The organism is Pseudomonas fluorescens (assembly GCF_000730425.1).
GTDB lineage: Bacteria > Pseudomonadota > Gammaproteobacteria > Pseudomonadales > Pseudomonadaceae > Aquipseudomonas > Aquipseudomonas fluorescens_X.
The window spans coordinates 958,683-972,311 of sequence record NZ_CP008896.1 but is presented as its reverse complement, the minus strand read 5'-3'; the positions used below and the strand labels follow the sequence as shown (position 1 = coordinate 972,311).

The following is a 13,629-nucleotide window of genomic DNA, read 5'->3' as shown; positions in this document are numbered from 1 at the left end:
ATTGCGCTATAAACTGTGTCACACATTTTTTATTTGTAGTTGGGAGCATCAATACATGCAACTGGGGATTATCGGACTAGGCCGCATGGGCGGGAATATTGCGCGCCGCTTGATGCTCAATGGGCATACCACCGTGGTCTACGACCGCAATGAAGCATTCGTCAAAGGCTTGAGCGAAGAGGGCGCGACCGGCGTTGCCGATCTGGCCGCCCTGGTTGCAGGCCTGCAAAAGCCGCGGGCCGTCTGGGTCATGCTGCCGGCGGGCGAGCCCACCGAAACCACGATCAACGACCTGAGCGAGCTGATGGAGCCAGGCGATGTGATCATCGACGGTGGCAACACGTTCTATAAGGACGACGTGCGTCGCGGCAAGGCCCTGGCGGAAAAAGGCCTGCACTACATCGACGTCGGGACCTCTGGTGGCGTTTGGGGCCTGGAGCGTGGCTACTGCATGATGATTGGTGGCGACGCCGAGACCGTCAAGCACCTGGACCCGATCTTCGCCACCCTGGCGCCGGGACTGGGCGATATCCCGCGCACCAAGGACCGTACCGCCACTGACGATCGTGCCGAGCGTGGCTATATCCATGCGGGCCCTGCCGGTTCCGGGCATTTTGTGAAGATGATCCACAACGGCATCGAGTACGGGATGATGCAGGCCTTTGCCGAAGGGTTTGACATCCTCAAGACCAAGAACTCGGAGAACCTGCCGGAAGAACAGCGTTTCGACCTCAATGTGGCGGATATCGCCGAGGTCTGGCGTCGCGGCAGCGTCGTCTCTTCCTGGTTGCTGGACCTGACGGCCGATGCCCTGGCAACCGACCCCAAGCTCGACGGTTACTCCGGTTCCGTGGCCGACAGTGGCGAAGGGCGCTGGACTATCGAAGCAGCCATGGAGCAATCGGTGCCGGTGCCGGTGCTGTCCAACTCGTTGTTCGCGCGGTTCCGCTCGCGCCAGCAGAGCACTTACGGTGACAAGCTGCTGTCGGCCATGCGCTTCGGCTTCGGCGGCCATGTGGAGACTTCCAAAAAATGACGGCTAACGGCAAGAAACCCAAGGCCGAACCTGCGCCACCCACTACCTTGTTCCTGTTCGGCGCCCATGGCGACCTGGTCAAGCGTCTGCTGATGCCGGCGCTGTACAACCTCAGTCGCGATGGCCTGCTGGGTGAGGGGCTGCGGATTGTCGGAGTGGATCACAACGCTATCAGCGATGCTGACTTCGCCAAGAAACTCGAAGACTTCATCCGCACCGAAGCTGCGAGCAAGGTCAAGGGTAATGCCGAACATGCACTGGACCCACAGTTGTGGGCCCAGTTGGCCAAGGGCATCAGCTACGTGCAGGGCGATTTTCTCGATGAGGGCACTTATGCCGACATCGCCAGCAAAATCGCTGACAGCGGCACCGGCAACGCAGTGTTCTACCTGGCTACCGCGCCACGCTTCTTCAGTGAAGTGGTGCAGCGCCTGGGCCGGGCCAACCTGCTGGAGGAAAGCCCTGAGGCGTTCCGCCGCGTGGTGATCGAAAAGCCGTTCGGTTCCGACCTGGCGACCGCCGAGGCGCTGAACGCGTGCCTGCTCAAAGTCATGAGCGAGAAGCAGATCTACCGCATTGACCATTACCTGGGCAAGGAAACGGTACAGAACATCCTGATCAGCCGTTTCTCCAATGTGTTGTTCGAAGCGTTCTGGAACAACCACTACATTGACCACGTGCAGATCACCGCCGCGGAAACCGTCGGTGTGGAAACCCGCGGCAGCTTCTTCGAGAACACCGGTACCCTGCGGGACATGGTGCCCAATCACCTGTTCCAGTTACTGGCGATGATTGCCATGGAGCCGCCGGCCGCCTTTGGCGCCGACGCGGTGCGTGGCGAGAAAGCCAAGGTGATTGGTGCCGTGCGCCCCTGGTCCCTGGAGGACGCACGGGCCAACTCGGTGCGTGGCCAGTACACCACCGGCGAGATCGGCGGCAAGGCGCTGCCTGGGTATCGGCAAGAGGCCAACGTGGCACCGGACAGCAGCACCGAGACCTTCGTGGCGCTCAAGGTGATGATCGATAACTGGCGCTGGGTCGGCGTGCCGTTCTACCTGCGTACCGGCAAGCGCATGAGTGTGCGCGACACCGAGATCGTTATCTGCTTCAAGCCGGCGCCCTATGCGCAGTTTCGCGACACCGACGTCGACGAGCTCAAGCCGACGTACCTGAAGATCCAGATCCAGCCCAATGAAGGCATGTGGTTCGACCTGCTGGCGAAAAAGCCCGGGCCGACCCTGGACATGGCTAACATCCAGCTGGGCTTTGCCTACAAGGACTTCTTCGAGATGCAGCCGTCCACCGGCTACGAAACCCTGATCTACGACTGCCTGACGGGTGACCAGACGCTGTTCCAGCGTGCCGACAACATCGAAAATGGCTGGCGTGCGGTGCAGCCGTTCCTCGATGTCTGGAAGGAAGACGACGGGATCCAGGCCTACAAGGCCGGCGAAGACGGCCCGGCAGCGGCAGACGAGTTGCTGGCCCGTGATGGTCGCGCCTGGCATCGCCTCGGATGAGTGAAGAAGCGATTCAACCCATCCGTTTTTTGTTGAGTGATATGGACGGCACCTTGTTGTTGCCCGATCACAGTCTGAGCCAACGCACCATTGATGCCGTGCGGGCGCTGCGTGAGGCCGGGGTGTTTTTCAGCCTGGCCACCGGGCGACCGCCCAGGGCCATGTTGCAGCAGATCGAAGCCCTGGGCGTCGACGTGCCCACGGCGGGGTTCAATGGCGGCACCCTGGTCAACCCGGATGGCAGCATCCTGGTCGCACACCACTTGCCGGCAGAGGCGGCGCTGATCGCTTTGGCGCTGCTGTGCGAACAACCGGAGGTGGAAGTCTGGGTGTTTGCCGATGGCGATTGGCTGCTGCGTGACCCCAAGGGCCCCATGGTGCCTCGGGAGCAGCATGGCCTGGGTTATGCCCCGGTGGTGGTGGAGAGTTTCGAGCCCTTTCTGGGGCGGATCGACAAAATCGTCGCCGCCAGCGCCAATACCCAGTTGCTGGTCGAACTGGAAGCCCAGTTGCAGCCCAAGGTCGCAGGTTTGGCTCAGGTATCGCGTTCGCAGCCGGTCTATCTCGATATCACCGCGATGCAGGCCAACAAGGGCGATGCCCTGAAAACCCTGGCCGCTCATCTGGGGGTGGCGCTGGAGCAGACGGCGGCCATCGGCGATGGCGGCAATGACCCGGCGATGTTTCAGGTGGCCGGGTTGTCGATTGCCATGGGGCAGGCCGAAGAAGCGGTCAAGCGCCAGGCCGATGTGGTCACCGCCAGCAATGTCGAGGACGGAGCGGCCCAAGCCATTGAGCGGTTTATCCTTCACAGCCAGTAACTGACCGCGTACCAGCCCAGCAGGCCCATCACCACCGTATACGGCAGCGCCATCCACACCATGCGCCCGTAGGACAGGCGGATCAGCGGCGCAATCGCCGATGTCAGCAAAAACAGGAATGCCGCCTGGCCGTTGGGCGTCGCCACGCTGGGCAGGTTGGTCCCGGTATTGATCGCAATGGCCAGGGTCTCGAAGTGCTCGCGGCTCATATGGCCGGACACGAATGCCTGCTTGACCTCAGTGATGTAGATCGTCGCCACAAACACGTTGTCGCTGATGGCGGACAACAGGCCGTTGGCAATAAACAGCATGCCCGGTTGTTGTTCGGCGGGCAGTGCCAGCACCCATTGGATCAGTGGGGTGAACAGCTGTTGATCATGAATCACCGCGACCACCGCGAAGAACACCACCAGCAACGCCGTAAAGGGCAGGGCGTCCTTGAAGGCATTGCCGATGCGGTGTTCTTCGGTAATTCCGGTAAAGGCAGTGATCAGCACGATCACCAGCAGGCCGATCAAGCCAACCTCGGCGATATGAAAGGCCAGGCCCGTGATCAGGATCAGTGCTGCCAGGCCCTGGACAACCAGCGCCGCCTGCTGGCGTGGAGTACGTTCGGCGCTGTCTTCGCGGGCGTAGTTGGCCAGCACCCGGCGCACGTTGTCCGGCAATAGCGTGCCATAGCCAAACCAGCGCAGCTTTTCCAGCAGCACACAGGTGATCAGGCCGGCGGCCAGCACTGGCAGCGATACCGGGGCAATCTGTTGGAAGAATTCGCTGAAATTCCAGCCCATCTCATGGCCGATCAACAGGTTCTGAGGCTCTCCTACCAACGTACACACGCCACCCAGGGCGGTGCCGACGGCGCCGTGCATCAACAGGCTGCGCAGGAAGGCGCGAAATTGCTCAAGGTCGGCGTGGTGCAAGGTGGGCAGCTGGCGGTCGTCGCTGTACTCGCTGTCCTGGCGTGGATCATTGCCGCAAGCCACCCGGTGATACACCGAATAGAAACCCGCCGCGGCACTGATAATCACCGCCGTGACGGTCAAGGCATCGAGAAAGGCTGAAAGAAAGGCCGACAAAAAACAGAACATCAGCCCCAGCAGCGCCTTGGAACGCACGCCCAGCAGCAGGCGCGAAAACAGAAAGAGCAGCAAGTCCTTCATAAAGTAGATGCCGGCGACCATGAACATCAGCAGCAGGATGACCGGAAAATTATGCAGCAGCTCGTCGTACAGCGCCTGAGGCGTGGTCATGCGCAGCAACAGCGCCTCGACCATCAACAGCCCGCCGGGCATCAACGGGTAGCAGTGCAGCGCCATGGCCAGGGTGAAAATGAATTGCGCCACCAGCAGCCAGCCTGCCGCGACCGGGCCAAAAGCCCAGAGCACCAGGGGGTTGAGGATTAGGAAGGCGAGGATGCTGGCCTTGTACCAACGAGGCGAGTGCCCAAGGAAGTTATGGGCAAAGGCCTGGGCCATTGAACCGGACATGGGGTGCTCCTGGGGGCGAGAAGCGCGCAAGGTGCCCGATGCTCACCCATTGCAGGAGCGAGCTTGCTCGCGAAAAACGTTAACGATACCGCAGGGCACCAGGATAAATGCGGTGCCCTCGGGTTTTTCGCGAGCAAGCTCGCTCCTACAGTAAATGCGTCAGTCAGTGAATAACCAAACGGCACTTACAAAGTTGCAGTAGTCGTGCAACTTTACTTAGGCATTGCCCAGGACTGTAGTTGATAGCCTTCGCCATTGAGTTCGGCGCGGACTTGCAGTAGCAGGGTTTCCAATTGTTTTGGATCGGAATAAGTACTGCAAGGAATCTGTTTGCGCCCGATACGGTTTTCAGTGCGGTCAATCACGGTCAGGCTCAATTCGCCAGTACCGTCTTGTGGGGCCCAGGCCACGCAGTGAAAGGGTTGGAAAGCACGGTCTGCGATCAAAAGAGCTTCGTTGATACGGAGCGGGGCGTTCATGGGGTCTTCTCTCTAAGTGCCCAATCAAAAGATGTGCCGTCGGTTGGGCTTACCGTTCGGCTAGTACCTGTACTGATGCACGATGACGGGGTACGGGTCACATGTTAGAACAAGAAAATTCAACTTTTCGTGATTAACGTCATGTAAGGCGCGATTTTGAAAGGTGAATGAAAGAGTGAAGTAGGGTTTTTTGAGGGGGCTGATCGCGAAATGCTGTATGGGGGATGGTGTTATCGCGAAACGATACAAGGGTGGTGTCAAGATCTTGCTAGGGTTATGAGCAGTCCACTCAAACTGTTGTTTCTAAATAACTTTAATGATTTTGACGCCAAGGAATAGTCATGGTTGTTACACCAGCCCTGCGTCGCTTGCTTGTGGTCGACCCCTGTGACGACTGCCACCAGCTATTGCCTGGTTTGCGGGCGGCTGGCTGGGATGTGGACAGCTGCGCCCTGGATGCGTTGGGGGACCGTACCTGTGATGTGGGGTTGTTGCGGCTCCAACCCATGCACTTGGAACGCCCCGAGGCGGTCAAGGAACTGATCAGCCGTAGCGGCACCGAATGGATTGCCGTGCTCAGCCCCGAGATGCTGCGCCTGCAGAATGTCGGCGACTTTGTCTGCGAATGGTTTTTTGACTTCCACACCTTGCCGTTCGATGTGTCACGGGCCCAGGTGACCCTGGGCCGCGCCTTTGGCATGGCGCGGCTGCGGGGCAAAGGCGTGGCTCATGTGAACGAGCCGGAGCATGAACTGCTGGGTGACAGCCGGCCAATCCGCGAGCTGCGCAAACTGCTGGCGAAACTGGCCCCCACCGAGTCACCGATTCTGATCCGTGGCGACAGCGGCACTGGCAAGGAGCTGGTGGCCAGGACCTTGCACCGCCAATCCCTGCGCCACGCCAAGCCCTTTGTGGCGATCAATTGCGGCGCGATTCCCGAGCACTTGATCCAGTCCGAGCTGTTTGGCCATGAAAAGGGCGCATTCACCGGCGCCCACCAGCGCAAGATCGGCCGTATCGAAGCGGCCAATGGCGGTACCTTGTTCCTCGATGAAATCGGCGACCTGCCGATGGAGTTGCAAGCCAACCTGCTGCGTTTTCTCCAGGAAAAACAGATCGAACGTGTCGGTGGCAGCCAGCCGATTGCGGTGGATGTGCGGGTGTTGGCCGCGACTCACGTCGACCTGGAGGCCGCCATCGAGAAGGGCGCCTTCCGTGAGGACTTGTACTACCGGCTCAATGTCCTGCAGGTGGTTACCGCGCCCCTGCGTGAGCGGCATGGCGATGTCGGCATGCTGGCCAATCATTTTTCCAGGTTCTACAGCCAGGAAACCGGGCGCCGTCCGCGCAGTTTCAGCGAGGACGCGTTGGTCGCCATGGGCAAGCATGGCTGGCCAGGCAATGTGCGTGAGTTGGCCAACCGAGTGCGACGAGGCCTGGTACTGGCAGAGGGGCGGCAAATCGAAGCGGCCGACCTGGGCTTGCAAAGCCAGCAGGCAATCGTGCTGCCCATGGCGACACTGGAAGACTACAAGCACCGCGCCGAACGCCAGGCGCTATGCGATGTGCTGAACCGGCACAGTGACAACCTGAGTGTCGCGGCACGTGTGCTGGGAGTTTCGCGGCCCACGTTCTACCGGTTGCTGCACAAACACCAGATCCGCTAGGGCGGGTAAAAAAAGCCCCGTCGCGACCCTTATCGCGATGGGGCTTTTCCTTTTATCCGCCAGGGAGCGACATTGCTTGTAGGGGGCCGGCTTGCCGGCGATAGCGGCCTTGAGACCCACATCGCCGGCAAGCCGGGCTCCTACAAGGAGGCGCAGCGGTTTTAGAAGTAGTACGGGAATTTCAGGCTGAAGGTGAAGTCGGGGGCGTCATCCGTCATGCCGATGGCCAGGTTGGGCACAATTGTCAGGTTCTCACTGGCGGCGATGGTCATGCCAACGTTGAAATAGCCCGCATTGGCATCACTGGAAACAATCGACTGCCAGCCGCCCCCGTCAGGCTTGAGTTTGCTTTTACGCTGGATCAGGTCCGACACCGAAAACGACATACTCATGCGTTCGTTGAGGGCAAACGCCACACCCACACCGAACTGGAAGCTGTCACCCAGGCGGACCTTGCCACCGACCTTCTGGTTGACGTCGCTACTGATGTCATCAAACGAATCTTCGAGGTTGTGGGTGTAGGAAACCGAGCCAAACAGCACGGCTGGGTCGAAGGTCTTGACCAGGGAGAGCCCTGGCGTGATCGACCACACGCCGTTGCCGGTCGGCAGGCTTTCCGGCACGTACAGGTTGTCGTTGGCTGTCGAGCGCACCAGCTTGATCCCGAAAGGCTCCTTGCCGGTTGGCGCCTTGACCCGCACCGACACCACGGCATCCGGCATCGTCGCAGACTCGTCGAGGAACTTGTAGGCGATCCCGAAGTTGACGTCGCCGATGGTTGGATCCCGGCTCACGCTCTCTTCTGAAGTGGCCTGGGGGTCTCCGCCACTGGCGCCGCCGGACTGATAGGTCGACTCGCGGTACACCACCGGTACGTTGACGTCGAACTGCCAGCGGTTGTCGAGGTTGTAGCGGCCGGTCAAGTCCAGGGTCCAGTTATCAGCCTTGATCCGGTCAAGGTTGATATTGCCGAGAAAGATCGAGTCCAGTGCCAGGAACCCATTGAGGGTCAATTGGCGGGCGTCATAGCGCGCGTAGGTAATGCCGGTTTCAAAACTGAACTTGCCGTTGCCGAAGAAACCGCTGGCTTCGTTGTACAAGTTGCTGACGCTTTGTGCCGGCTCCGAATCATCCTTGAGCGATTGCCCGTAGGAACTGCCGCCTGTGGCGCCTCCCGTACCGCTGCTGGCGGCCACGGTGCTGCCGCTTTGCTTGAAGTCTGCCGGCGATTTGGCCAGGCGCTTGGGCGCGGGCGTTGCTGGCTGGTCTTCCACCTGGCGTACCCTTTGTTCAAGCACCGCCAGGGCTTTTTGTTGGGCTTCGTAACGCTGCTTGAGCTCCAGCAGTTCTTGTTTGAGAGTTTCGATATCCACGTCTGGCGCTGCGTACAACAGACTCGCGGGCAAGAGCGTACTTAAACAGACAACGGCACGTAGTGATAACGATCGATGCATGAAGTAAGCCGTCCTTTTCTAATGCGTAAGTGTCGAGGGTCAGCGTAGTTCAATAACCGAGCGTGCGTAGGCCTTTGAGTTGATCCAGATTGCAGTTCAAGGCCCCCGCGTTCAGGCCATTATTGCCAAGTGCGACATTGAGCTGGGTCATGTTATTGACGAAGTTGCTGTTGCCTTGCAGAACCGTACCTTGCAGCACATTGCCGCCGCCGATTTGCTGCAGCGCATTACCCTGGTTGTTATGGGCAGCGATGGCCATTTGCACGCCGCCATTGTTGGCGGAAACGCTGACCCGACCGGCAGCGCTCTCTGTGGTGAAGGAGCCGCCTGCCATCAAGGCATGCCCGGATTGCGCCACATTGGCCGGCGACAGGCCGTTTTCACTGACATTGATCCCGACATTGTTGTACGCCGTATTACCGTCGCCGGCGGCACGCACGGTCTGGGTCACACCCTGGCCGCTGCCCAGGCCGGCGCCACCGACGACAGTGCCCGTACCAGGATCGCGATTGGTGCCGTTACCGACCGATCCGGTGGACTGCACATAGAACTGCGGGGTGATGGTGGAGGAGTCGATATGCATGTTGGCGCTCACCGTACTGGTGTCGCCCGCCGCATTGGTCCAGGTGGTACTCATGACAATGCCGAAACTGATAATCCGCCCCGGCATCACAAAGCGGCCGCGCAGTTCGGCCAGTTCCGCGTCGCTCATTTCAATGGGCTTGAACGCCGAGGCGGCATAAGCAGGCATCGAGGCTGCCAGGCACAGGGCCGTGAGCCAACGGGAAGTGTTCATCATCTGCTCCTGGGGCATCCTGCCCCTTATGGCGCTTCTAGAAGAAGTCGCTCTGGATGAAACCGAAGTCCATCAGCTCGGCGTCGCCCACGGGCCGGAACTCGTTCATTTTGGTCTTGGCGGTCAACGGCGTGGGGGGATCGAGCAGGGCATTGGCCTTGTCATAGCCCTCGCCGAGCACGGCGAAGACGATGCCATTCCAGCCTGCGAGGAAGTCGTCCCGCGAAAGGCGCTTGTTGCCCAGGACCGGATCGCCGATATAGACCCAGTCTTTCTCGGCCCGCTGCATCACCACAAAATGCTTGTAGCCACGGATCTCCACCAGCACCACCACCGGGATCTTTACCGTCAGCAGGGTATCGGGGCCGATCTTGTAACCCCGGGCCCGCATGCCGATGCTTTCCAGGTAACGCTTCATGTCCAGCATGGAAAAGCCCTGGGTGCGTACCAGGTCCTGGTCAGCGTTGACCAGCATGCCCTTGATGACGTGTTCTTCATCGACGTCCAGCCAATAGGCCTGGCGCAGGATGGTTGCGAGGGCAGCAGCACCACAGCTGAAATCGGTTTTCTGTTCCACCAGGTTGGCGAACCGGCGTTCGCGGATGCTCTCGACCTTCTTGAAGATCACCGCACCGCCGGGCATGGCGGAAATCGCCATTTGCCCTGCCCACGAGGGGCCGGCGAGCAGTAACAGGAGGCAGAGGGTCGCGCGGCGCATGATCATGACCTGATGGACACTGGAAATAAAAAGGGCCTTGTTGCCAAGGCCCCGTTGCATCAGAACGCCAGTTTGCTGCCAGTGCCCGCTGCGCAGACGGTGCAGCCGCTGCCCAGGGTGAGGGTGTTGCTTTGCTGGTTGCCAGCACCTGCGGCAACGTTCACGCCGATGTTGCCGGAGGCGTTGTTGGCCGAGTTGAGCAGGCCAGCGTTGTTGACCACGTATTGCGGCTTGTAGCTGTGTTTGGATGAGGCTTCGTTGAGGAAGTGGTTATCCAGGGACACTTGTTCGGTGTTCGAGGCAGCCGCGACGTTTTTGCCGTCAGCCGTCACGATTGCCAGGTTGTTTTTCTGTTGGTTACCCTGACCGGCTGCCACGTTGACGCCCACGTTGCCGGAGCTGTTGTTGGCCGAATTGTTCAGCAGAGCGTTGTTTTGCGTGCCCTTGTTGGTGAACTTGTTGTCTTTGCTTTCTTGATAGATATCGGCCACAGCGAAGACGGTAGCAGCATCACCGGCACTGCTGGTGATGGCAGCCGCGTTGTCTTGCTGGTTGCCCGAGCCCGCGGCAATGTTAGCGCCCAGGTTGCCTTTGCTGTTGCTCAGCGAACCGTTGGCTCCTGCGTTGTTGAGGGTCTTGGTGTCGTCGAACTTGTTGTCCTTGCTCACTTGGGTATCGGTCACGGCGGCAGCCACGGTGCCGGTTGGCGCTGGAGTGGGTTTCCATTTTTCGGCAGGACCTGCCTGTGCAGCAACAGCCATGAGCGCAGCCAGAGCAAAAACCAGTGGTTTGAGAGCCATTGTAGGTTTCATGGTGTATCTCCTTGCTTCTAATTAGTTGGTTAAGTGTTGGTACGGTCTAACAAACACCTATCAAGCGGTTACTTGATAGTTACACCGAGGGTGTTAGCCATGCGGTTCCCCACCCCTGCACTCTGATTCACCTGTACCACTCCACGGCTGCCGGTGAAGGCCTGGTCGCTGGTAACGACTTGGCGGCTGCCAGTGGTAGAGGGGGATCGCGAGTCTGGTAACAGCGTCATGTTCTGTTGCGACAGGACGTTGTCATCGACGCTTTGCGGGCCTGTGCTGATCCGCACCGCATTGATCATCTGGTTATTGGCCCCGGCCGACTGGTTGACGCCCAGGATGCCGTTGCCATTGCTGAAAGCGCTGCCCTGGATTGCCGCACTGGCATTCAGGGAAGGATCAACCTTGCCGTCGAGTTTCTGGATGAGCGCGTCGCTGGCCTGGCCACCGAGGCTGATCGCACGGCTGTTGATCTGTTGGTGTTGATTGCCGGCGGCCTGGTTGACTGACAGCACGCCCGTGTATTGCTTGCCGGCGTTGTCGATCAGGGCCTGATTGTTGCTGTCGGCCATGGCGGCTGAGCAGCCAAGAACGGTGAGGAGTAACCATGAATGAGTCATGGCTGGACCCCCATCATCGCGCCGATGTTATTCAACGGTGCCAGGCCGCGCTCGATCGACCCACTGATCTGCCCGCCCAGGCTGTTGCCGCTGGCATGTCCGGCCGCCGCACCGGCGCCCAGGCCAGCCGAGTTGTTGCCCAGGGTGTTGCTCAAGCCGGGGAGGTCGCCGTTAGGCAGGATGGCGCGGGTGATGGTCGAACCGCTGCTGACACCCGCGAAATCGTTATCGCTGAGTTCGCCGCCGGTGGCACGCAGGATCTGCTGGCTGGGGTTGGCGTTGGCGGTGGACGGGTACGGGTCTTTGCCAAAGGAAGGCCGGCCGACCATGAAGCCTTGCACATTGCGCCCTGTCACGATGATGCCGTCCTCGGCAGAGGCGGGCACGCTCACACTGGCGCCCAGTACACAGCTGATCAGCAGTAGGCTCAGTGAGCCTTGGTTGAGAGTCGCCACGGCAGCATTCCTTGTTTTTAACGCTGACCCTAAACAGCGTTGTGAGGAATAGAGCAGAAGCTGTGCCGATTTTTATATTTTCTGGTTATTCAATAACTTGGAGTTATTGGTGAAGTTACTGGGCGCGCGGTGTATCACCCATGAAACAGGGCAGCGGCCAATGACCTGCGCCGGGCTGGCGCAGGTAGCGGGGAAGGGGTGTTTCAGGGTTGAGACACCCTGGATGACGAAACGATGAACCCGCATCCACGGGGCCGTTGCGCTGTGACGAGTGTTTCAAAAATGGACAGGCTGACGCGAACAATCGCTGTGCGCGGTGATGCCGAGTCTTGTTCAGGTCTTGGGAGTTTTGCGCGGGATCGAATTGAGTACAGTGTTGCCTTCCTGGTTCTGGGTCAGGTAGACCGGCAGCACCTTGGGCAGGGAAGACACCAGATGGGGGACTTCATGGATATCGTAGATCCCGCCAATGCGAATATTGCCGGTGCCGGTATCCGCCAGCATCACGGGTTTGCCGAGATAGCGGTTGATCAAGGGCAAGGCATCCACCAGCGCCAGGTTGTCGAGGATCAACTTGCCCGTGCGCCATGCCAGTGCCGGATCATGGGGGGAGAACGCCTTGAGCTGCGGTTGTGCGTCCCCCCGGGTGTAACTGGCCTGCATCCCGGGTGTCAGGCTCAGCCCACTGTGGCTGACATCGCTGGTGATCTTCACCGAGCCTTCCAGCAGCATGACCCGCACCTGATCGTCGTATTTCCAGACGTTGAACTGAGTGCCCGTCACCCGAACCTGGCCTGTACCGGCACGCACCACAAACGGGTGTGCGCGGTCATGGCTGATCTTGAAGAACGCTTCACCTTTTTTCAGGGTGGCCCGGCGCTCATCCTTGTAGTTGCTGTAGACCAGTTCGGTGCCCAGGTTCAGTTCCACTTCGCTACCATCGGCCAGTGTCACGTGGCGCAGGCCGTTGGTTGCGTTGTAGTGCTCATAGGAACTGGGCAGCCAACCGGCCTCCCAGCCGGTAAAGGCGGCCAGTGGCAAAGCCACCAGCGAAATGGCGGCAGCCACGGCATAGGTACGCCACCGACGCTGAGGCATGGCCGGCACGACCGGTGGAGCCGTGTTGCTGTTGCGCGGCAAATGGTCGGCAACTTCCCAGATTTCCAGCATGGCGGCATATTCGAAAGCATGCAGGGGGTGTGCATCGTGCCACTGTTCGAAAGCCTGGCGCTCGGCCTCTGTGCAATCAAAAGCGTGCAGGCGCATGCACCAATGCGCGGCGGCATCGGTGACTGCGTCATATTCGGCTTCTGAAAGGGGCTTTTCGGTCATTGGTGCTTCCTGATTTCCTACATTCTAACCTTCCCGACAGGGTGCCGAGAACAGCCATCATGGCGAATGAGCATCAATGTGGAACTAATTCGGCCTGCAAACACCCTAAAAATCTGGATCTGTAAGTCATTCTCTCTAACGGAGTAAGAAAATGCTGAAGAAAACCCTCACCGCCATGCTTGCCACTGCCACCTTGCTCGGCGCTGGAGCCGCCTTGGCCGACAAACCAGGAGCCGGCTGGATTACCATCGAGAAAGCCATCGAAACTGCCAAGACCAAAGCCGGTTACATTGAGGTCTACCAGGCCGAAGCTGACGACAATGGTTATTGGGAAGTCAAAGGTCGCAAGGCTGACGGCAGTGTCTATGAAGTGCGCATCGATGGCGCCTCGGGCAATGTGCTGCGGGACCAGAAGGACTGATCCCTACAGGA

At 59.6% G+C, this 13,629-nt stretch carries 13 protein-coding genes and 1 pseudogene; 5 read left to right on the top strand and 9 right to left on the bottom strand.

Annotated elements, in window-relative coordinates; genetic code table 11:
• Positions 1–55: 55 nt before the first annotated feature.
• The 3 genes from gnd to HZ99_RS03995 are packed head-to-tail and all read left to right on the top strand — an operon-like array spanning position 56 to position 3,377.
• Positions 56–1,036 (top strand): phosphogluconate dehydrogenase (NAD(+)-dependent, decarboxylating), encoded by a 981-nt coding sequence (gnd, locus tag HZ99_RS04005; RefSeq protein WP_038441504.1) that lies wholly within the window; start codon positions 56–58, stop codon positions 1,034–1,036.
• A complete protein-coding gene (gene zwf / locus HZ99_RS04000; protein ID WP_038441503.1) occupies positions 1,033–2,556 on the top strand; it encodes a glucose-6-phosphate dehydrogenase in 1,524 nt (507 codons plus the stop codon). Before gnd ends, zwf begins: the two co-directional genes overlap by 4 nt.
• Complete coding sequence (locus HZ99_RS03995; protein ID WP_038441502.1) at positions 2,553–3,377, top strand: Cof-type HAD-IIB family hydrolase; 825 nt, start codon at positions 2,553–2,555, stop codon at positions 3,375–3,377. Before zwf ends, HZ99_RS03995 begins: the two co-directional genes overlap by 4 nt.
• Here HZ99_RS03995 and nhaB read toward each other — a convergent pair.
• On the bottom strand, positions 3,365–4,867 hold the full coding sequence (gene nhaB / locus HZ99_RS03990; protein ID WP_038441501.1) for a sodium/proton antiporter NhaB: 1,503 nt from the start codon (positions 4,865–4,867) through the stop codon (positions 3,365–3,367). The genes HZ99_RS03995 and nhaB overlap by 13 nt on opposite strands.
• 212 nt (positions 4,868–5,079) lie before the next feature.
• Positions 5,080–5,346, bottom strand: coding sequence for a hypothetical protein (locus tag HZ99_RS03985; protein WP_038441500.1), 267 nt, complete (start codon positions 5,344–5,346; stop codon positions 5,080–5,082).
• A gap of 341 nt (positions 5,347–5,687) precedes the next feature.
• On the opposite strand from HZ99_RS03985, the gene HZ99_RS03980 reads away from it, so the two are divergent.
• Positions 5,688–7,013 carry a sigma-54 dependent transcriptional regulator gene (locus HZ99_RS03980; protein WP_038441499.1) on the top strand — a complete coding sequence of 442 codons (1,326 nt, stop codon included), beginning with the start codon at positions 5,688–5,690 and terminating at the stop codon, positions 7,011–7,013.
• Positions 7,014–7,174: 161 nt separating this feature from the next.
• Here HZ99_RS03980 and HZ99_RS03975 read toward each other — a convergent pair whose 3' ends face one another.
• The 7 genes and pseudogenes from HZ99_RS03975 to HZ99_RS03945 form a co-directional block, all read right to left on the bottom strand.
• The gene (locus tag HZ99_RS03975; protein WP_008603564.1) at positions 7,175–8,467 is read right to left on the bottom strand and encodes an autotransporter outer membrane beta-barrel domain-containing protein; all 1,293 of its coding nucleotides are present in this window, start codon (positions 8,465–8,467) and stop codon (positions 7,175–7,177) included.
• 49 nt (positions 8,468–8,516) lie between these two features.
• On the bottom strand, positions 8,517–9,263 hold the full coding sequence (locus tag HZ99_RS03970; RefSeq protein WP_038441498.1) for a hypothetical protein: 747 nt from the start codon (positions 9,261–9,263) through the stop codon (positions 8,517–8,519).
• A gap of 37 nt (positions 9,264–9,300) precedes the next feature.
• Positions 9,301–9,981, bottom strand: a complete 681-nt coding sequence (locus HZ99_RS03965) for a C39 family peptidase (protein WP_038447852.1) — start codon at positions 9,979–9,981, stop codon at positions 9,301–9,303.
• 334 nt (positions 9,982–10,315) lie between these two features.
• A pseudogene (locus tag HZ99_RS29485) lies at positions 10,316–10,409 on the bottom strand (heme utilization protein); the annotation flags it as partial.
• A 452-nt stretch (positions 10,410–10,861) separates the two neighbouring features.
• The gene (locus HZ99_RS03955) at positions 10,862–11,410 is read right to left on the bottom strand and encodes a hypothetical protein (protein ID WP_008603556.1); all 549 of its coding nucleotides are present in this window, start codon (positions 11,408–11,410) and stop codon (positions 10,862–10,864) included.
• On the bottom strand, positions 11,407–11,865 hold the full coding sequence (locus tag HZ99_RS03950; protein ID WP_008603554.1) for a hypothetical protein: 459 nt from the start codon (positions 11,863–11,865) through the stop codon (positions 11,407–11,409). Before HZ99_RS03950 ends, HZ99_RS03955 begins: the two co-directional genes overlap by 4 nt.
• Positions 11,866–12,198: 333 nt before the next feature.
• Positions 12,199–13,197, bottom strand: a complete 999-nt coding sequence (locus HZ99_RS03945; protein WP_038441497.1) for a FecR family protein — start codon at positions 13,195–13,197, stop codon at positions 12,199–12,201.
• A 151-nt stretch (positions 13,198–13,348) separates the two neighbouring features.
• On the opposite strand from HZ99_RS03945, the gene HZ99_RS03940 reads away from it, so the two are divergent.
• Positions 13,349–13,618 carry a PepSY domain-containing protein gene (locus HZ99_RS03940; protein ID WP_038441496.1) on the top strand — a complete coding sequence of 90 codons (270 nt, stop codon included), beginning with the start codon at positions 13,349–13,351 and terminating at the stop codon, positions 13,616–13,618.
• The last annotated feature ends 11 nt before the right edge of the window (positions 13,619–13,629 follow it).